This is a genomic window from Roseateles sp. FW305-36 (assembly GCF_058787015.1).
The window spans coordinates 93,636-110,629 of the sequence record NZ_JBYSZK010000017.1 but is presented as its reverse complement, the minus strand read 5'-3'; the positions used below and the strand labels follow the sequence as shown (position 1 = coordinate 110,629).

The 16,994-nt window shown below is 68.1% G+C and carries 22 protein-coding genes; 6 read left to right on the top strand and 16 right to left on the bottom strand.

Annotated elements, in window-relative coordinates; all coding sequences use genetic code 11:
* The first annotated feature begins 35 nt into the window (after window positions 1-35).
* Entirely contained in the window at window positions 36-1,304 is a 1,269-nt protein-coding gene (locus tag AC3WOE_RS25510) for an amidohydrolase (protein WP_492694445.1), read from the top strand.
* On the opposite strand, the gene AC3WOE_RS25505 is transcribed toward AC3WOE_RS25510, so the two are convergent.
* From AC3WOE_RS25505 to flgB, 8 genes are all read right to left on the bottom strand, one after another.
* On the bottom strand, window positions 1,294-2,019 hold the full coding sequence (locus tag AC3WOE_RS25505; RefSeq protein WP_492694443.1) for a substrate-binding periplasmic protein: 726 nt from the start codon (window positions 2,017-2,019) through the stop codon (window positions 1,294-1,296). The two genes, AC3WOE_RS25510 and AC3WOE_RS25505, sit on opposite strands and share 11 nt — an antisense overlap.
* Window positions 2,020-2,080: 61 nt before the next feature.
* On the bottom strand, window positions 2,081-2,755 hold the full coding sequence (locus AC3WOE_RS25500; protein ID WP_492694441.1) for a flagellar basal body L-ring protein FlgH: 675 nt from the start codon (window positions 2,753-2,755) through the stop codon (window positions 2,081-2,083).
* 122 nt (window positions 2,756-2,877) lie between these two features.
* Window positions 2,878-3,660 carry a flagellar basal-body rod protein FlgG gene (gene flgG, locus AC3WOE_RS25495; protein WP_056199143.1) on the bottom strand — a complete coding sequence of 261 codons (783 nt, stop codon included), beginning with the start codon at window positions 3,658-3,660 and terminating at the stop codon, window positions 2,878-2,880.
* 12 nt (window positions 3,661-3,672) lie between these two features.
* On the bottom strand, window positions 3,673-4,404 hold the full coding sequence (gene flgF / locus AC3WOE_RS25490; protein ID WP_492694437.1) for a flagellar basal-body rod protein FlgF: 732 nt from the start codon (window positions 4,402-4,404) through the stop codon (window positions 3,673-3,675).
* 19 nt (window positions 4,405-4,423) lie between these two features.
* Complete coding sequence (gene flgE, locus AC3WOE_RS25485) at window positions 4,424-5,770, bottom strand: flagellar hook protein FlgE (protein WP_492694435.1); 1,347 nt, start codon at window positions 5,768-5,770, stop codon at window positions 4,424-4,426.
* A gap of 31 nt (window positions 5,771-5,801) precedes the next feature.
* The gene (locus tag AC3WOE_RS25480; RefSeq protein ID WP_492694433.1) at window positions 5,802-6,443 is read right to left on the bottom strand and encodes a flagellar hook assembly protein FlgD; all 642 of its coding nucleotides are present in this window, start codon (window positions 6,441-6,443) and stop codon (window positions 5,802-5,804) included.
* A 19-nt stretch (window positions 6,444-6,462) separates the two neighbouring features.
* Entirely contained in the window at window positions 6,463-6,879 is a 417-nt protein-coding gene (gene flgC, locus AC3WOE_RS25475; protein WP_492694430.1) for a flagellar basal body rod protein FlgC, read from the bottom strand.
* Between the two features lie 14 nt (window positions 6,880-6,893).
* Complete coding sequence (flgB, locus tag AC3WOE_RS25470; protein ID WP_492694428.1) at window positions 6,894-7,307, bottom strand: flagellar basal body rod protein FlgB; 414 nt, start codon at window positions 7,305-7,307, stop codon at window positions 6,894-6,896.
* A gap of 156 nt (window positions 7,308-7,463) precedes the next feature.
* Here flgB and flgA point away from each other — a divergent pair, with 156 nt between their 5' ends.
* The 3 genes from flgA to AC3WOE_RS25455 all read left to right on the top strand — a co-directional run bounded on the left by flgA (window position 7,464) and on the right by AC3WOE_RS25455 (window position 9,035).
* Window positions 7,464-8,159 carry a flagellar basal body P-ring formation chaperone FlgA gene (flgA, locus tag AC3WOE_RS25465; RefSeq protein WP_492694426.1) on the top strand — a complete coding sequence of 232 codons (696 nt, stop codon included), beginning with the start codon at window positions 7,464-7,466 and terminating at the stop codon, window positions 8,157-8,159.
* 138 nt (window positions 8,160-8,297) lie between these two features.
* Window positions 8,298-8,630 carry a flagellar biosynthesis anti-sigma factor FlgM gene (gene flgM / locus AC3WOE_RS25460; RefSeq protein ID WP_492694424.1) on the top strand — a complete coding sequence of 111 codons (333 nt, stop codon included), beginning with the start codon at window positions 8,298-8,300 and terminating at the stop codon, window positions 8,628-8,630.
* A 15-nt stretch (window positions 8,631-8,645) separates the two neighbouring features.
* On the top strand, window positions 8,646-9,035 hold the full coding sequence (locus AC3WOE_RS25455; RefSeq protein WP_492694422.1) for a hypothetical protein: 390 nt from the start codon (window positions 8,646-8,648) through the stop codon (window positions 9,033-9,035).
* A 58-nt stretch (window positions 9,036-9,093) separates the two neighbouring features.
* On the opposite strand, the gene AC3WOE_RS25450 is transcribed toward AC3WOE_RS25455, so the two are convergent.
* From AC3WOE_RS25450 to kefF, 7 genes are all read right to left on the bottom strand, one after another.
* The gene (locus AC3WOE_RS25450) at window positions 9,094-9,867 is read right to left on the bottom strand and encodes an SDR family NAD(P)-dependent oxidoreductase (RefSeq protein WP_492694420.1); all 774 of its coding nucleotides are present in this window, start codon (window positions 9,865-9,867) and stop codon (window positions 9,094-9,096) included.
* A gap of 128 nt (window positions 9,868-9,995) precedes the next feature.
* Window positions 9,996-10,580 (bottom strand): TetR/AcrR family transcriptional regulator, encoded by a 585-nt coding sequence (locus AC3WOE_RS25445; RefSeq protein ID WP_492694418.1) that lies wholly within the window; start codon window positions 10,578-10,580, stop codon window positions 9,996-9,998.
* A gap of 109 nt (window positions 10,581-10,689) precedes the next feature.
* Window positions 10,690-11,058 carry a hypothetical protein gene (locus tag AC3WOE_RS25440; protein WP_492694417.1) on the bottom strand — a complete coding sequence of 123 codons (369 nt, stop codon included), beginning with the start codon at window positions 11,056-11,058 and terminating at the stop codon, window positions 10,690-10,692.
* A gap of 199 nt (window positions 11,059-11,257) precedes the next feature.
* A complete protein-coding gene (locus AC3WOE_RS25435; protein ID WP_492694415.1) occupies window positions 11,258-11,689 on the bottom strand; it encodes a DUF1841 family protein in 432 nt (143 codons plus the stop codon).
* A gap of 22 nt (window positions 11,690-11,711) precedes the next feature.
* Window positions 11,712-12,539 carry an SIR2 family NAD-dependent protein deacylase gene (locus AC3WOE_RS25430; RefSeq protein ID WP_492694413.1) on the bottom strand — a complete coding sequence of 276 codons (828 nt, stop codon included), beginning with the start codon at window positions 12,537-12,539 and terminating at the stop codon, window positions 11,712-11,714.
* Window positions 12,536-14,383, bottom strand: a complete 1,848-nt coding sequence (gene kefC, locus AC3WOE_RS25425; RefSeq protein WP_492694411.1) for a glutathione-regulated potassium-efflux system protein KefC — start codon at window positions 14,381-14,383, stop codon at window positions 12,536-12,538. Before kefC ends, AC3WOE_RS25430 begins: the two co-directional genes overlap by 4 nt.
* Entirely contained in the window at window positions 14,380-15,036 is a 657-nt protein-coding gene (gene kefF, locus AC3WOE_RS25420; protein ID WP_492694409.1) for a glutathione-regulated potassium-efflux system oxidoreductase KefF, read from the bottom strand. The genes kefC and kefF overlap by 4 nt, the downstream gene beginning before the upstream one ends.
* A gap of 51 nt (window positions 15,037-15,087) precedes the next feature.
* Here kefF and AC3WOE_RS25415 point away from each other — a divergent pair, with 51 nt between their 5' ends.
* Complete coding sequence (locus tag AC3WOE_RS25415; protein ID WP_492694407.1) at window positions 15,088-15,543, top strand: MaoC family dehydratase; 456 nt, start codon at window positions 15,088-15,090, stop codon at window positions 15,541-15,543.
* A 48-nt stretch (window positions 15,544-15,591) separates the two neighbouring features.
* On the top strand, window positions 15,592-16,497 hold the full coding sequence (locus tag AC3WOE_RS25410; protein ID WP_492694405.1) for a DUF808 domain-containing protein: 906 nt from the start codon (window positions 15,592-15,594) through the stop codon (window positions 16,495-16,497).
* A 3-nt stretch (window positions 16,498-16,500) separates the two neighbouring features.
* On the opposite strand, the gene AC3WOE_RS25405 is transcribed toward AC3WOE_RS25410, so the two are convergent.
* On the bottom strand, window positions 16,501-16,992 hold the full coding sequence (locus AC3WOE_RS25405; protein WP_492694403.1) for a DUF6714 family protein: 492 nt from the start codon (window positions 16,990-16,992) through the stop codon (window positions 16,501-16,503).
* Window positions 16,993-16,994 lie beyond the last annotated feature (2 nt).

Sequence of the window (16,994 nt, the reverse complement as noted above, 5' to 3'; positions counted from 1 at the left end):
CACGGTGAGGCCCTGCGGGCCTACCATGGCTCTCCATGAGCCCCCAGCCTCCTCTTAGCGATCGCATCGCCGCGCTGACGGCGGCTCTCGAGTCCCAGGTCATTGCCTGGCGGCGTGACCTGCACCAGCACCCCGAACTCGGCAACCGCGAGTTCCGCACCGCCTCCGTCGTCGCCGAACACCTGCGCGGCCTGGGCTTCGACGAGGTCAAGACCGGCGTGGCCCACACCGGCGTCGTCGGCCTGCTCAGGGGCGGCAAGCCCGGTGGCGTCGTGGCGCTGCGCGCCGACATGGACGGCCTGCCCGTCACCGAGGAGGTGGAGCTGCCCTTCGCGTCCAAGGCCCGCGCGGTCTGGAACGGCGAGGAGGTCGGCGTCATGCACGCCTGCGGGCACGATTGCCATGTCGCCATCCTGATGGGCGTGGCCAGCATCCTGGCCAGCCTGCGCGCCGATCTTCCCGGTTCGGTCAAGTTCATCTTCCAGCCGGCCGAGGAGATGCCGCCCGAGGGCGAGGAGGGCGGCGCGGCGCTGATGATCAAGGAAGGCGTGCTGGAGAACCCGACACCCAGCGCCATCTTCGGCCTGCATGTCACGTCGCGCCAGCCGGCCGGCGTCATCGGCTACCGGCCCGGGCCGACGATGGCGAGTTCCGACAAGCTCAGGATCACCGTGCAGGGCAAGCAGACCCATGGCGCGGCGCCCTGGCTGGGCGTGGATCCCATCGTCACGTCGGCGCAGATCGTGCTCGGCCTGCAGACCATCGTCAGCCGCACCCTGGACCTGAACCGCGAACCGGCCGTCGTCACCATCGGCGCCATCAAGGGCGGTGTGCGCGAGAACATCATCCCGGACACGGTGGAGATGCGCGGCACCATCCGCAGCTTCGACGAGGGCATGCGCGAAGCCATCCATGAGCGCGTCACCCAGCTGGCCGAAGGCATCTCGGCGGCGTCGCGCGCGTCGTGCAAGGTCTGCATCACGCGCAACTACCCGGTCACGCGCAACGACCCCGTGCTGACCGAGCAGATGGTGCCCACGCTGACCCGGGTCGCCAGCACCGGCCCGCGGCCCATGGGCATCGAGGTCGTGCCCAAGGCGACCGGGGCGGAAGACTTCTCCTTCTTCCAGCGCCTGATCCCGGGGCTGTTCTTCTTCGTCGGCGTCACAGCGCCGGAGATCGAGCCGAGCCAGGCCTACTCCAACCACTCGCCACGCTTCGTCGTCGACGAGCGAGGTCTGGAAGTCGGCGTGCGCGCGCTGGCCAACCTGGCGGTGGACTATCTCGCTTCGATCAAGGGCTGAGCGCGTTGTTCCAGGCGATGCGGCGCAGCCGCTCGGACTCGCCGCTCTCTTCCATCTGCTGCAGTGTGCTGGTCAGCCGTGGCAGCAGCTCGCGGTGGCGCTCATGCAGCAGGGGATGCAGGGGTGTCGTGCTGAGCGGGGTCGGCATCGGCGCCAGGCCGACCATCTGCTCGGCGTCGGGCTCTGGCTCGCCGGCCGCCAGCGTCAGCAGGGCCATGTCGATGACATTCGATCGCAACAGGCGCAGCAGGTCGGCGTGTGTCGTTGCCTCGACTTTCTGCGGCACGCCGGTCAGCAGGTTCTCGATCAGCACGATGCCGCGCGGATAGCCCACGCGCAGCTGCGGCAGGGCCGACCAGTCACCCGTTCCGGGGGCGCTCTGGCGCACCCAGCCGACGACCCTGACGGTCGCGATGGCCACGGGCACCAGCAGCAGATTGGGGTGACCCTCGACGATGCTGCGGATGCGCAGCGTCTCGCCGTCCAGCTGGCCCTGTTCGGTCATGCGCAGCGAGCGGCGCAGCGGCAGGGCGTCGAAGCGGACCGAGAACCCCAGGCGTTGCAGGGCGCGGCTCAGCACCGCGCGCCCGGCCGGTGCCAGACCGCTCTGGTCGTTGGCGTCGGTGGCGAAACGCAGAGTCTGCGGCGAGGCCATCACGGCCAGGGGCCAGGCCCCGGCGATGGCCGAAACGGCTTCACGGCGCCGCAGCTTCATGACACCTCATCCTCAGCGCTTCCTGGATGACGCTGATGTTATGCGGATGAGGCGAAGGACCTCAGCTCGGCGCGATGTTCAGGAAGAAGCGCGACAGCCAGCCCACGGCATGGGCGTCGGCGGTGGCGCCGCGGCCGCGCTGCTCGATGCGCACATTGGCGACCGAGGTCGAGGCCACGGCGTTGCCCTGGCCGATGGAGCGCGGGTCCACCTGGCCGGAGAAGCGCAGCACGTCGACGTTGTGGTTCACGCCGATCTGCTTTTCGCCGCTGATCATCAGGTGGCCGTTGGGCAGCACGCCGGTCACGACGGCCGTGATGGCGCCGGTGAACTCGTTGGTGTTCTGGTTGCTGCCCTTGCCCTTGTTGTCGTTGGCCGAGGTGGCGCCGGCCTCGGCGCGCGCGAAGGCCTTGGGCGAGATGGCGGGCAGGGCGGTGATGCCGGCGGACAGGCTGCCGGTCTTGCTCAATTCGCTGGTGCTGGTCTGCGAGGCCGACACGCGCTCGGTGATGTTGATGGTCAGCGTGTCGCCGACCAGGCGGGCACGATGGTCCTCGAACAGCGGGCGGTAGGCGGCGGCCTGGTAGATCGAGCCATTGGTCGGCGCCATGGCCTGCACCGGCGGCAGGTTGACGACCGGCGTCGCGGCCATCTCGACGTGCGGCTCGGGGTAGGGCGTGGCGCAGCCGGCGAGCAGGGCGCTGGCGGTGATGGCAGTCAGTACAACGAACTTCATGATGACGCTTCCATTCTTCAGGCCGCGAAGCAAGCCGCTCATCCAGCGGCTGCCGCGGAGCCGGCTTTGCCGGGCCGCTGGCTGCGCCCCCCGGGGGGAGCGCGCGAGCGCGACGGGGGGTACTAGATTTGGGCCAACTTCTGCAGCATCTGGTCGGAGGTCTGCACGGCCTTGGAGTTCAGCTCGTAGGCGCGCTGGGTCTGGATCATCTGCACCAGTTCCTCGACGACGTTGACGTTGGAGGTCTCGACGAAACCCTGCTGCACGGCACCGATGCCATTGTTGTTGGGCGCGCCGGTGTTGGGCGTGCCGCTGGCGGCGGTCTCGGTGAACAGGTTCTGGCCCTTGGGGTCCAGGCCGGCCGGGTTCACGAAGGTGGCGAGCTGCAGCTGGCCCACCGTCTGCGCCGCGGCCTGGCCGGGCAGGGTGACGCTGACCGTGCCGTCGTTGCCGATGGTCAGGCTCTGGGCGTTGGCGGGGATGGTGATGCCGGGCAGCAGCGTATAGCCGTTGTTGGTGACCATCTGGCCATTGGCATTGAGCTGGAACGAGCCGTCACGGGTGTAGGCGGTCGTGCCGTCGGGCTGCTGGATCTGGAAGAAGCCGTCGCCCTTGATGGCCAGGTCCAGGTTGTTGCTGGTCTGCTGCAGATTGCCCTGGGTGTAGATGCGCGCGGTGGCCACCGGACGCACGCCCAGGCCGACCTGCAGGCCGGTGGGCAGCGTGGTCTGGTCGGTGCTGTTGGCGCCGGCCTGGCGCATGTTCTGGTAGATCAGGTCCTCGAACACCGCGTGCGAACGCTTGTAGCCATTGGTGGCGACGTTGGCGAGGTTGTGCGAGATGTTGTCCAGCTGGGTCTGCTGGGCTTCCATGCCGGTCTTGGCGATCCAGAGCGAGCGCATCATGGCTGGGATTCCTTAGGTACTGCCGAGCAGCTTGGCCGATTGCTGGCCTTGGGTCTGGGCGATCTGCAGCAGCTTCATCTGCTGCTCGAACTGGCGGCCGGCGGCGATCATGGCGACCATGGTCTCGACCGGGCTGACGTTGCTGCCTTCCAGCGCGCCGTCCTGCAGGCGGGCGGCCGGGTTGGCGGGCAGGTCACCGTCGGCGGCGCGAAACAGGCCGTCGTCGCCGCGGGTGAGCTGGTTGGCGGCTTCGGGCGTGACGAGCTTCAAGCGGCCCACCGTCGTCGGCTTCTGGTTGGGTTGCTTGGCACTGATGGTGCCGTCGCTGCCGATGTCGACCTGGCTGTTCTGCGGGATGTTGATCGGGCCGCCGTCGCCCAGCACCGGCATGCCGTTGCGCATGACCAGGATGCCCTCGGCATTCACGTCCAGCGAACCGGCGCGGGTGTAGGCCTCGGTGCCGTCGTTGGACTGCACGGCCAGCCAGGCATTGCCCTGCATGGCCACGTCGAGGTTGCGACCGGTCGGCGTCAGCGGGCCTTGGGCGTCGTTGTAGCCGATGGTGGTTTCCAGCGAGTAGGCGCGCGTGGACGCGCCATCGCCGCGCACCGGCACGGCGCGGAAGGCCTGCAGCTCGGCGCGGAAACCGTTGGTGGTCACATTGGCGAGGTTGTGCGAGAGCACGTCCTGCCGCTGCATGGCCGCCTTGGCGCCGGCCATCGACAGATAAATCATGCGGTCCATGCTTCAACCTCGCCTGTGATCAGCGCAGATTCACGATCGTCTGCAGAACCTGGTCCTGCGTCTTGATCGTCTGCGCATTGGCCTGGTAGGCGCGCTGGGCCGTCACCATGTTGACGAGCTCGGCGGTCAGGTCGACGTTGCTTTCTTCCAGGGCGCCGGATTGCAGCGCGCCCATATTGCCGTCGCCCGGCACGCCGACGACGGCATCACCCGAGGCCACCGTGCGGATCCAGACGTTGCCGCCCATGGTCTGCAGGCCTTGCGGGTTGCGGAAGCTGGCGAGCTCGACCTGGCCGGCCGGCTTGCTCTGGCCGTTGGAGTAGCGGGCCTGGACGACGCCGTCGTTGGCCACCTGGATGCCGGTCAACTGGCCCGGCGCGTAGCCGTCCTGGGTCAGGTTGGTCACGGCAAAGCTGCTGCCGTTCTCGGTGGCCTTGGTCAGGTCGAGCTGGATGCCGGCGATGGCCAGCGTCGGGTTGCCGCGCGAGCTGGTGCCGGCTGGCACGGGCATGCTGATGGTGCCGGGCGGCGTCGTCGCGCTGCCCGCAATGCCGGAGGGCGCGCCGCCGGTGGGCGGGAAGGTGACGGTGGTGTACGGGGTGGTCGGGTTGCCGTTGGCGTCCAGCGCGATGGCGTTGCCCGAGGCGTCGGTGTCGAAGGGCGTGCCATTGGCCGTCGCATAGACGTTCCACACGTCGTTGGGCGGCACCGCGCCGCTGGGGTCGGTGGCGCGCTGGAAGTAGAAGGTCACGGCGACGTCCTGGCCCTTGGCGTCGTAGACGGTCATCGACGTCGCGTTGTTGTAGGTCGCGCTGTCCTTCAGGTCCATGCCCGTGCCCGTGCCGCCGCCGGGGGCGGTGGTCTTCAGGCGGGAGTCGAGGTTGAACTCCATCGAGACCTTGGTCGTCACCGCCGGCGGGATGCCACCGGTGGGCAGGGACAGGGGCTGTGCGGTGCCCGGCTGGATGACGCCGGCGCCGTTGGCCGGGTAGCCCATCAGCTTGAGGCCGTCGTTGTTGACGATGAAGCCGTCCTTGCTGACCTTGAACTGGCCGTTGCGCGTGTAGCGCGTCGGGTTGACGCCGTCGCTGACCTGGAAGAAGCCACCGCCGTTGATGGCGAGGTCCATGGGGTTCTCGGTCGTCGTGATGTTGCCCTGCGTGAACTGCTGGGCGACCGACTGCAGCGAGGTGCCGATGCCGACCTGATTGGCGCCGGCGCCGTTCAGCGCGGCCGCGTAGACGTCGGAAAACTCGGCCCGCGAGCCTTTGGCGCCAAAGGTGCCGGAGTTGGCGATGTTGTTGCCGATGACGTCCAGGTTCTTGGAGGCGGCGTTGAGCCCGGAGAGGCCTTGCTGGAAGCTCATGAGGAGTCCTTGCTGTCGTGCGGGTGATTGATCAATTGACCGAGGAGACGGCCGTGTAGTCGACCGGGCCGAGGCGTTCGAGATTGAGCTTCAAGCTGCCGTTCTCGCTGTAGACGGCGTCCACCTTGTCGTGGGCGTACAGGGTGGACGTGACGGCCTTGGCGCCATTGGCGGCAGTGATGCGGTACTTGAGCTCGGTGCCGTCGGCCGCCTTGCTGCCGGCGGGCCAGGAGAAGGTCTGGCGGCCGGAGCCCTGGGCGCCCAGTTGCACGGTGTCGATGACGTTGCCGGCTCCCCCGAGGATCTCCAGCTTCACGGTCTGGGCCGCGCCGTCCAGCTCGTAGCTGCCGTCCGCTGCGCCGTTCTCAACCTGGATCTTGTCGCTGGGCACGCTGACCTCGCGGCCCACCAGCGAGATGGACTGCAGGGCCTGCATCTGGCCGAGCTGGCTGCCCAGGCCCTTGATGCTGGTGTCCAGCGTGGACAGGCTCGTCACCTGCTGGATCTGCGCCATCTGGCTCGTCACCTGGGCGTTGTCCATGGGGTTGAGCGGATCCTGGTTGTTCATCTGCGCGACGAGCAGCTTCAGGAAGCGGTCCTGGGTCTCGGCAGCGTTCTTGGCCGAGGTGGTCGGCGTTTGGGTGCTGCTGCCGTTGAGTGCGGTGATGTCCATGGCGGGCTTTCTTCAGCAGTCAGGACTGGCCGAGTTGCAGCGTCTTGAGCAGCAGGCTCTTGGCCGTGCTCATGACTTCGATGTTGTTCTGGTAGGAGCGCGAGGCCGAGATCATGTTGACCATCTCTTCCACCGGGTTCACGTTGGAATAGGTCACATAGCCGTCGGCGTCGGCCTGTGGGTGCTTGGGGTCGTGGACGCGGCGGCCGGGCGTCTGGTCCTCGGTCACGTTGGTCACGCGCACACCGGCATTGCCGCTGTCGTTGCCCGCACCCATCAACTGGGTCTGGAACACCACCTGGCGCGCCTTGTAGGCCTGGCCGTCGGGGCCGGCCACCGTGTCGGCGTTGGCCAGGTTGCTGGCCACCACGTTGAGGCGCTGGCTCTGCGCGCTGACCGCGCTGCCGGAGACGCTGAAGATCTGGAACATGGACATGATTCAGGCCTCCATCAGCTCTGGTTGGGCGACTTCATCGCATCCAGCGTCGTGCGCACGGCGCCGTTGATGAAGCGCAGCGTGGCCTCGTATTTCACCGAGTTGTCCGCGAAGCTGGCGCGCTCGCGGTCCATGTCGACGCCGTTGCTGTCCAGGCTGGTCTGGGACCGCAACGCATATTCCTTGCCGCTCTCGCCACGCGCACCGGCCAGCGGCGCGATGTGGCCGCGCTGGGTGGTCTGCATGGCGCCGTTGGTGGCGATCTCGCCGGTGGCCTCGCGCAGCGCCTTCGCAAAGTCGATGTCGCGGGCCTGGTAGCCCGGGGTGTCGGCGTTGGCGATGTTGCTGGCGAGCTGGCGCTGGCGCTCCGCCCGCAGCGTGAGCGCCTGGGTCTGGAAGTTCAGCGAGTCGGTGAGTCGGTTCAACATCTGGGGCCTCTTTCGAGGAGCTTTCGGGAGCAAGGGCCGGGATGGCTCTTGCGCAAATTGTCTGAAGGAGGCCCGAAAACATGAGCGGGATTAGCGGGGCCAAAGCGGCTCATTTCCGACCTAGAGGCGGCGGCTCCCTTCTCTAGAGTGCTGCCCATGCTCCGCGCCACCCTGCTCGTCGTCTGCCTGCTTGCCGCCCTTCCGGGCCGGGCGCAGACCGTGCTCGATCCGGCATTGCTGGAGCGCGTGCGCGTGCTGGCCGAGACGGCCGCCCGCGCCGCGGCCCCCCCGAATACCCGTGTCGCGGTCGAGATCGGCGCCCTGGACGCCCGCTTGCGCCTGGCGCCCTGCCAGCAGATCCAACCCTATCTGCCGCCCGGCATGGCCGTCTGGGGCAAGAGCCGCATCGGGCTGCGCTGCACCGACGGCGCGGCGCGCTGGAATGTGACCCTGCCGATCCGCGTCGCCGTCTTCGGCCGCGCCGTGGTCGCCAACGGCCCCTTGCCGGCGGGCGTGAATTTGTCTCAAGAACAGCTGGCCCTGGCCGATATCGACATCGCAGCCGAGCCGGGAGCGGTCTTCACCGACCCGGCCCAGCTGATCGGGCGCACGCTGGCCCGGCCGCTCGGCGCCTCGGAAGCCGTGCGCGCGCCGGTGCTGAAGTCGCGCCAGTGGTTTGCCGCCGGAGAGATCGTCCAGGTCCGCGTGGCGGGCGAGGGATTTGCTGTCGCTTCCGAAGCCCAGGCCCTGTCGGCCGGCATCGAGGGCCAGGAGGTCAGGGTGAGGTTCGAAAGCGGCCGCGTCGCCAGCGGCCGGGCTGTCGGCGAACGCCGCGTGGATGTGTTGCTGTGAGCAAACTGCCACGAATCCCGAGAACTGGCCGGAAAAACAGGCCAATTCCCGCTCAAGTTCCTAGGCTGGGGACCGATACAGGGGGAAACTCCCCTGCAATGCCCTCTGCGGGGCCCGCCCCGCACCCTGGAGAAGCTCATGAAGATCGGTAACAGCCCAGAAGGCAGCGCCAGCCCGCCCAAGGCCGAGCGTCCCGCCGCGCGCAAGCCCGAGGCTGCGTCCACCACCGACATCGTCCGCCAGACCGCCCAGGCCGCCACGTCGGCGCCCAGCGCCCAGGTCGATATTTCCAGCGCCGCCAAGCTCGCAGCCAGCGCCGGTGCCGACGACGGCAGCTTCGACGCCGCCAAGGTCGCCCGCATCTCCAAGGCCATCAGTGAGGGTAAGTTCACGGTCAACGCGAACGCCATCGCGGACAAGCTGGTCTCGAATGCGCAAGAATTGCTGGACAGCCGCCAGAACAAGCACTGAGCAAGCACTGACAACATGACCGCCACCGCCTCATCCAACCTCGGCGCCGAACTCGAACAGCCCCTGCTGGCCGTCGAAGCCGCGCTGAACCAGCTCGGTGATGCGCTGGCCCGCCGCGACGCCTCGGCCATCGAGCAGCACGCGGCCGAACTGCACCAACACCTGGCCCGCGCCGTGCAAAGCTTCAGCGAAGCCGCCCGCACCGGCAGCGTGCCCAGCGCCCTGCGCAACCGCCTGGTGCGCGCCGGTGGCCTGTTGGCCGCCCAGCGTGAAGCCCTGGCGCGCGGCAACGCCTCCCTGGATCGCGCCCTGGACGTGCTGATCCCGAGTGAACCGACCGGCCTCTATGGCGCCGGCGGCAAGGCCGAGCGCCGCAGCGTCGGCGGCGGCAGCTACCAGGCCTGAGTCAGGCCCCGAACGAGCAAAGCCACCCTCGGGTGGCTTTTTCATTGCTCCCCGGTCTTCAGTTGCGGCCGGCCATGACGCCGCCGTCCACATCCCACACCGCACCGGTGACCCAGCCCGCCTGCTCCGACAGCAGGAAGCCGATGACGGCGGCGACGTCCTGCGGCTGGCCCACACGGCCCAGTGGGTGGAAGGCATCGAAGCTGCGAAGCGTCGGCTCGATCTGGTCCTTGGCGATGAAGCCCTCGTAGATCGGCGTGGCCACGACGGCCGGTGCCACCGCGTTGACGCGGATGCGGTGCGGCGCCAGTTCCATCGCCAGATGCTGGGTCAGCGCGTGCAGACCGGCCTTGGCCATGGAATAGGCCGACGACGGTGTCGCCGCGATGGCCTGCCTGGCCCACATCGAGCCGATGTTGACGATGGCGCCCGGGCGCTGTGCCTCCACCCACAGGCGGGTGACGGCCTGGGTCAAGAAGAAGCTGGCGCGGTTGAGGGCGTGATAGGCGTCGTAGTCCGCGTGCTCGTGCGCCAGGAAGGGCTTGGGCACGAACACGCCGGCCGCGTTGACCAACAGGTCGACGTCTCGATGCGGCCCATGCAGCGCAGCCGTGACCGCGGCGAAGCCCGCCGGCGTCGTGATGTCGGCGGCGATCGTCGCCAAGCGGTTGGATGCGCTCGCCGCGTCGGTCAGCGCCTGCAGCTTGGCCGCGCTGCGCCCGACCGCCACCACGTGGGCGCCCTGGTCCAGCAGATCGACGGCGACCCGTGCACCGATGCCGCCGCCACCGCCGAGCACGAGCAGTTTGTGGCCATTGAAGTTTGCAGTCATGAAATATCCTAAAACTACCTATCAATAGGTAAGTGATGCGAGCGGAATTGGCCCGTGGCTGCACCCCCGCTCACGCGGGTGCCGGGTGGAATCGTTCAGTGGAGCTGGTGGCGTCGGCCGGTGTCAGGTCAGCGCCAGCAGAGGTCCAGCATGGCCGCGCCGACGGCGGTCGGCCGCTGGTCGTCGGCCAGGCCCCGGCCGACGACCATGGCGCCTTCCAGCGCGCACAGGTAGGCGCGTGCCAGCGCCTCGGGCTGGGCTTGCGAGCTCAGCGCGCCTTCGCGGCGGCCCAGGTCGAAGCTGTCGCGCAACCAGCGCAGGTTGACGTCGAAGAAGCGTGCCACCTCGTCCCGCACTGCCTCAGGCAGGTCGTGCGCCTCGGCGCCCAGCATGCCGCAGACGCACAGGCGTCGCTCGCGGGCGAAGGTGCGGTCGAACAGCTCGGCATAGGCCGCCAGCCGCTCTCGAGCGTGCGCGTGGTGGCCGTCGATGCGCAGCAGCTCCTCGCGGAAACGGTGCGTGTAGCGCTGCACGACCATGGCGGCCAGATCGCTTTTGGTGGCGAAGTGATGATGGACGCTGGGCTTCTTGATGCCCACCTGCTGGGCTACATCGTCATAGGAAAAGCCGTTATAGCCCTGCAGCTGCAGCAGGCTTTCGGCGGCATCGACGACGCGTTCCGCGGCGGGGCTGAGTTCGGAGAAGTGCTTCATGGCGTCGGTCGCTGAATCGATGTCAAGAATTTACCTACCAATTGATAGGTTTGTCAATCGACAAAAGAAAAGCGGCCCGAGGGCCGCTTGTCGTGGCGCGAGTCGCTGCTTACTTGGAAGCCAGCGCCGTAGCGCGGCGCACCACCGGAGCCGGGAAGTCGCCCAGTTCGCGGGCGGCGTTCTCGCCATGGTCGGCGGTTTGGGCGGCGGTCAGTTCGGGCTGCAGTTCCGCCGGCTTGATCACCAGGACGGCCTGGCGGGGCAGCTTGGTGGTGGCGACGGCGGAGGTCTTGGCAGCGGCCGGGGCGGCCACTTCGACACCCTTTTCGCCTTGCAGGGCGGCCAGTTCACCGCTGTTGCGGGCGGCGACGAGGTCGGCGATGACGGCTTCGCGGCTGGTTTGGGCGGAGGCAGCGCCGGCAGCGATCAGCAGGGCGGCGGCAGCGAAAGTGCTCAGGGCGGTGGACAGCTTGCTCATGATGATTTCCTTCAAGTTCCGTGGCGGTGCGTTCCGCCTGGTTGGCTTGGGCATCGCGACCGCGGTGTCCATGGGCTGAACTCTAGGCATCAGCGCTCAGTAGAAACACCAGTGCTGGAGCAATGCGTCGTTCGGAATTTGAAAACAATCATCGACGACAAATTGTCGTCGTGCTGAAAACAGAGCGAATTGACCGGACTCAGCGGGTGGCCGCCTGGCGCACCTTGTCCAGGTAGACGTGGCCGTCCGGCGGCATGCCGCTGCGCTGCGAGGCCCAGATCATTTCGCCCAGGGCCTCCATGGCCACGTGGTGGGCGTCATGGCGGGAATTGCGCCTGGCGGACAGCAGGTCGATGGCCTGGCGGATGCCCGAGGGCTGGTCGATGGCGTGCTGCTCGGTGATGGTCAGGTGCATCGACAGATGAAGGAAGGGGTTGGTACGACCCTCCTCGACCGTGTAGACCTTGTCCAGCGCCGCCGCTTCGTCGGCGAGCTCCTCGTGGTATTCGGGGTGCTCGGCGATCCAGTCCGCCGCCAGGGCCTCCATCGGGATCAACGGCGCGCCGTCACGCCATTTGCGATAGGTGGCGCAGAAGAAGCGCCGGACTTCGAGCTGGGAGGGGGCGAACATGGGACGATTGTCGCCGCCGCCCTCAATCCAGCCGGTCCGCCAGGGCTTGCAGCGCCTCCAGTGCGCCCAGGGGCAGGCCGATGCCGAAGGCTGCGGCGACGGCCGGCTCGCGCGGATTCAGCCGCAGGATCTGTCCGCCATGGGCGGCGACGACGAGCTGGCTGAAATGGCGCACCGACGGCACGGCCGTGCCCGCGCCGATCTCGACGACGACGGGCCGCTCGGCTCGCGCCAGCCAGCTCGACAGGCGATGGGCCTGGGCCTGGTAACGATCGCCTTCCCAGCCCCAGTCGCCAAACATCAGCAGATTCGGACGCGCCAACCCGCCACAGCCCGGGCAACTGGGCAAGTCACCGATCCAGCGGCATTCGGCCTCGTCGATGTCGGGCTCGACGCCATCCGCCGGCCAGGGTGCCTGGCCGCAGCCGCGCAGGCATTGCAGCCAGTGCAGTGAGCCGTGGCATTCGTGGATGAGGGTTTCATCGAAGCCGGCGCGTTGGAACTGCCCGTCGACATTGCTGGTGAACACGGCCAGGCCCTGCGTCATGCGCTCGCCCCAGCGCCGCAGCAAGCCGAAGCCGCCATGAGGCAGGGTGCGGCGATAGAGGGCCAGGCGATGGCCGTAGAAGCCCCAGGCCAGATGCGGGTCGCGCTCGAAGGTCTGCGGCGAGGCGACCGTTGTGAAGTCCAGCCGCGCGCGTGCCAGGGCCGGGTAGGCGTTCCAGAAGCCCTCGCGACCACGGAAGTCGGGCAGGCCGGAGTCCACGCCCATGCCGGCGCCGGCCGCGACGATGAGGGCATCCGCCTGGGCGATCAACTCGGCGGCCTGGTCCAGCGCCGCGTCGCTCATGAGTCCTGTTCGACGTCGTGCTTGTCCCAGCCGCCGCGCTGGGCACGCCGATGGGCGTCCTCGGCCTCGCGCTCGGCGGCCATCAGCTGCTCGAACTGCTGACGTCCCAGTCGAGCGGCAGCGATCAGCGCGTTCTCGTCGCGCTGCAGCGGCACCATCTGGTTCAGCACCGCGAGGTTGTGGTGCCGGAAGCGCATGGCCTGGCGGCGCGCCGCATGGGGTTCCATGCCGGTCAGCTCCAGCACGCTGCGGGCGCTCATCAGCGCGGAGTCGAAGGTCTCGCGCTCGATATGGCGCACGCCGGCCTCGTACAGCTGGTAGTAGTGCTGCACATTGCGGGCGCGGGCCACGACAGTGGCCTGCGGGAAGTGCTCGCGCGCCAGCTCGGCGATCTCGAGGCTTTGGGCGATGTCGTCGATGGCGATGACGAGGATGCGGGCGGTGGCGGCACCGGCCGTCTTGAGCATGTCCAGCCGCGTGGCGTCGCCGTAGTAGACCGTCCAGTCGAAGCGGCGCAGGCTCTCGATGGCCTCGGAGTCATGGTCCAGCACGGTGGCTTCCAGGCCGTTGGCGCGCAGCATGCGGGCGATGACCTGGCCGTAGCGGCCGCTGCCTGCAATGATGATGGGCGAGGGCAGCGGCGGGGCTTCGTGGTGCTTCTTCTTCTCGCCCAGGCGGGCGAGCTTCTGCGACATCAGCCGGTCGCCACCGGTCAGCAGCAGCGGGGTGAGGGCCAGCGACAGCGCCACGGCCGCCACCAGGGCCGAGTTCTGGGCCGCGTTGATCATGCCCTCGCTCTGGGCGAGCTGGAAGACGACGAAGCCGAATTCGCCGCCCTGGGCCAGCAAGATGACGAAGGCCGGGCGTTCGACCAGCGGAATCTTCATCGCCTTGGACATCGCCATCAGCACGGCGATCTTGCACACCAGCAGGGCGGCCAGCACGCTCAGCACGAAGAGAGGCTGGGCCGCGACGGCTTTGAGGTCCAGACCCATGCCGACGGCGATGAAGAAGAGGCCGAGCAGCAGACCCTTGAAGGGCTCGAGGTCGGTCTCCAGCTCGCGCCGGTATTCGCTTTCGGCCAGCAGCACGCCGGCCAGGAAGGCGCCCAGGGCCATCGAGAGACCCACGAGCTGCATCAGCGCTGCCGTGCCCAGCACCAGCAGCAGGGCCGCGGCCGTGAAGATCTCGGGTGTCTTGCTGTGGGCGATCCAGCGCAGGGCCGGGCGCAGCAGCAGGCGGCCGCCGAAGATGATGGTGATGATGGCGCCCACCGCCTTGGCGCCGGCCAGCCAGGTGCGGCCTTCTGCGTCGTCGGCCGCGCCGCTCAGGGCCAGCACCGGCACCAGGGCCAGCACGGGAATGGCCGCGATGTCCTGCAGCAGGGCGACCGACAGGATGCTCTCGCCCGCCGTCGTGCGGCCAAGGTTGCGCTCGGCCAGCACCGCCAGCGCCACCGCGGTGGACGACATCGCCAGGCCCAGGCTGACGACGACGGACAGCCGCCAGGGGTAGCCCAGGGCAAGCCCCAAGGCCGTCAGCACCGCTGCGCAGCCCAGCAGCTGCACGCTGCCCCAGCCGAAGATGGGCCGGCGCATGGCCCACAACCGTTTCGGTTCCAGTTCCAGGCCGACGAGGAAGAGCATCAGCACGACGCCCAGTTCGGCGACCTCGGGAATGGCGGTGGACTCGGGAATCAGCGCCAGCACCGCCGGGCCGATCAGCACGCCGGCGACGAGATAGCCCAGGATGGAGCCGAGCCGCAGCCAGCGCGCCAGCGGCACGGCCAGCACGGCGGCGGCGAGGAAGACGAGGGGCAGTTGCAGCCAGTTGCCGTGGCTCATGGCTCGTTCCCCCCGCCCAGCGTGGAAAACATCGGCGGCCTCTCGTCCAGGGCGACTGCTTCCTCGTCACCCACCTCGGGCGCGGCGAGGTGGTGGCACCACTCGGGGTAATGGGCCAGCCGCTTCACGAACAGTTCGGCGTGGGCGGTGATCTCCTCGTCGGTGGCGCGGTGGGCTGCGTGCAGGATCTGCGGCGGCAGGTAGTGCATGCCGCAGGTCTTGGCCGACTGCTGGTAGGGCAGCAGGAATTCTTCGATGGCATGGTGGTTGTGGCCGCCCGGCGCGTAGGCCTCGGCGCCGCCGCCGGTGGAGGCCACCAGCCAGAAGTCCTTGCCATGCAGGGCTGTGCCGCCCGGGCCATAGGCCCAGCCCAGGCGCGCGACCTCGTCCAGCCAGAGCTTCTGCAGGGCCGGCATGCTGTACCAGTAGATGGGATGCAGCATGACGACCAGCTTGGCGGTGCTCAGCGCCTGCTGCTCGGCGTCGATATGGATGTGGAAGTCGGGGTAGAGGCGGTAGAGGTCGCGCAGCTCGACGCGGCCGGCCACGGGCGAGGCCCGCAGCGCGTCGAGCACGCTGCGGGTCGCATGGGAGCGGGCCAGGTCGGGATGGGCGGCGAGGACGAGGATGTCGCGAACGGTACTGTCAGGCATGGCGAGCTAGGTTACCGTCGTCTCGCGACAGCTCCACCCAGATCAGCCCGAATGCGCATCTTCGAGACCCTTGCCGATCTTCAAGCCCTGACCGGTCAGCCCCTGGGCCACAGCGACTGGATCACCGTCGACCAGGCCCGCGTGAACGCCTTTGCCGAAGCCACCGAGGACCGGCAATGGATCCACGTCGATCCCGAACGGGCCAAGGCCGGCCCCTTCGGCACGACGATCGCGCACGGCTTCCTGACGCTGTCGCTGATTCCGTATTTCTTCGAGACCGGCTTTGCGGTGCGCGAGAGCCGCATGGTGCTGAACTACGGCCTCAACAAGGTGCGCTTCACCAAGCCCGTGCTCGTGGGCAGCCGGCTGCGGGCCGGTTTCAAGCTGCTGGCCATGGACGAGGTGGCCGGCGGTGCCGTGCAGGTGACGGTCGAGGTCGCCATCGAGGCCGAGGGCTCGCCCAAGCCGGTTTGCGTGGCCGAGAGCCTGGCGCGGCATTTCCGCTGAACGGGGGCGATAGCATGGCGGCCGTTTTCACGACCGCCTGACTCCACCATGGCTTCCAGCCTGCTTGTTCTTCTCGACGACATCACCACGGTCCTGGACGACGTCGCGACCATGACCAAGGTCGCCGCCAAGAAGACCGCCGGCGTGCTGGGTGACGATCTGGCGCTGAACGCCCAGCAGGTCACCGGCGTGAATGCCGACCGCGAATTGCCCGTCGTCTGGGCCGTGGCCAAGGGTTCGCTGCTGAACAAGGCCATCCTGGTGCCGGCGGCCCTGGCCATCTCGGCCCTGCTGCCATGGGCGATCACGCCGCTGCTGATGGTGGGCGGCGCCTATCTGTGCTTCGAGGGCTTCGAGAAGCTGGCGCACAAATTCCTTCACAGTGCCGAGGAAGACCAGGCCCATCACGACGAGCTGGTCCAGGCCACCGCCGACCCGAAGGTGGACATGCCGACCTACGAGCGCGACAAGGTCAAGGGCGCCGTCCGCACCGACTTCATCCTGTCGGCCGAGATCATCGTCATCGCGCTGGGCACGGTGGCCGGTGCACCGCTGCAGACCCAGCTGGCCGTGCTGGTGGCCGTGTCCATCGCGATGACGGTGGGCGTCTATGGCTTCGTGGCGGGCATCGTGAAGATGGACGATGCGGGGCTGTGGTTGTCGCGCAAATCAAGTGCTGCCGCCCAGGCCTTCGGCCGCTTCCTGCTCGCCGCCGCGCCGCGGTTGATGAAGTTGCTGACCGTGCTGGGCACGGCGGCGATGTTCCTGGTGGGCGGCGGCATTCTGGTGCACGGCATCGCGCCGCTGCATCACGCTGTCGCGCATCTCGCCGAGGGCCAGGCCTGGGCTGTGGCGGCGCTGCTGGAGAACGGCGCGAATGCGCTGGTCGGTGTGATCGCCGGCGCCCTGGTGCTGGCCGGCGTGATGGTGGTGCAGAAGCTGCGCGGGAAGTGAGGCTCAGAGGTACTGAGACCAATACTTGTCCAGTGCTTCCTTGACGTGAGAGAGGCTCTCTTCGTCCAACACTTCGTACACGTAGAGCAGGTACTGCGCGATCGCCTTGCACTGCGAAAGGGAAAATATTTCGTGGGGCTTGAGCCACCGGCCGCCGTCGCGCCTTCCCTGTGGATCAAATGCCAGTTGCGCCTCGGCCGCAGAGTTCCAATCGGTGGCATGGCCTGTTCGCAGCAACCAGCACATATAGGCGGGTGCGTAGAAGACGTAGCCTTTGACGTCGAGAAACGAGAGGACGGCCTCATGGCGTCCGAGATGTTCGTCTGGGACGTCCTGCCAGCGCGCCGCCGTATCCGGGTCGCGTGCCCGTTGTTGCTCAACCGCAGAGGCGCCATCGTCGATGGCTATGGCCTCGTGCAGTGAAACGCCGTCGCCCAACACGACGTCTTGGAAGGCCTCATGGATCTGCGCCAGCACACGATCTCGGCGATCCATGC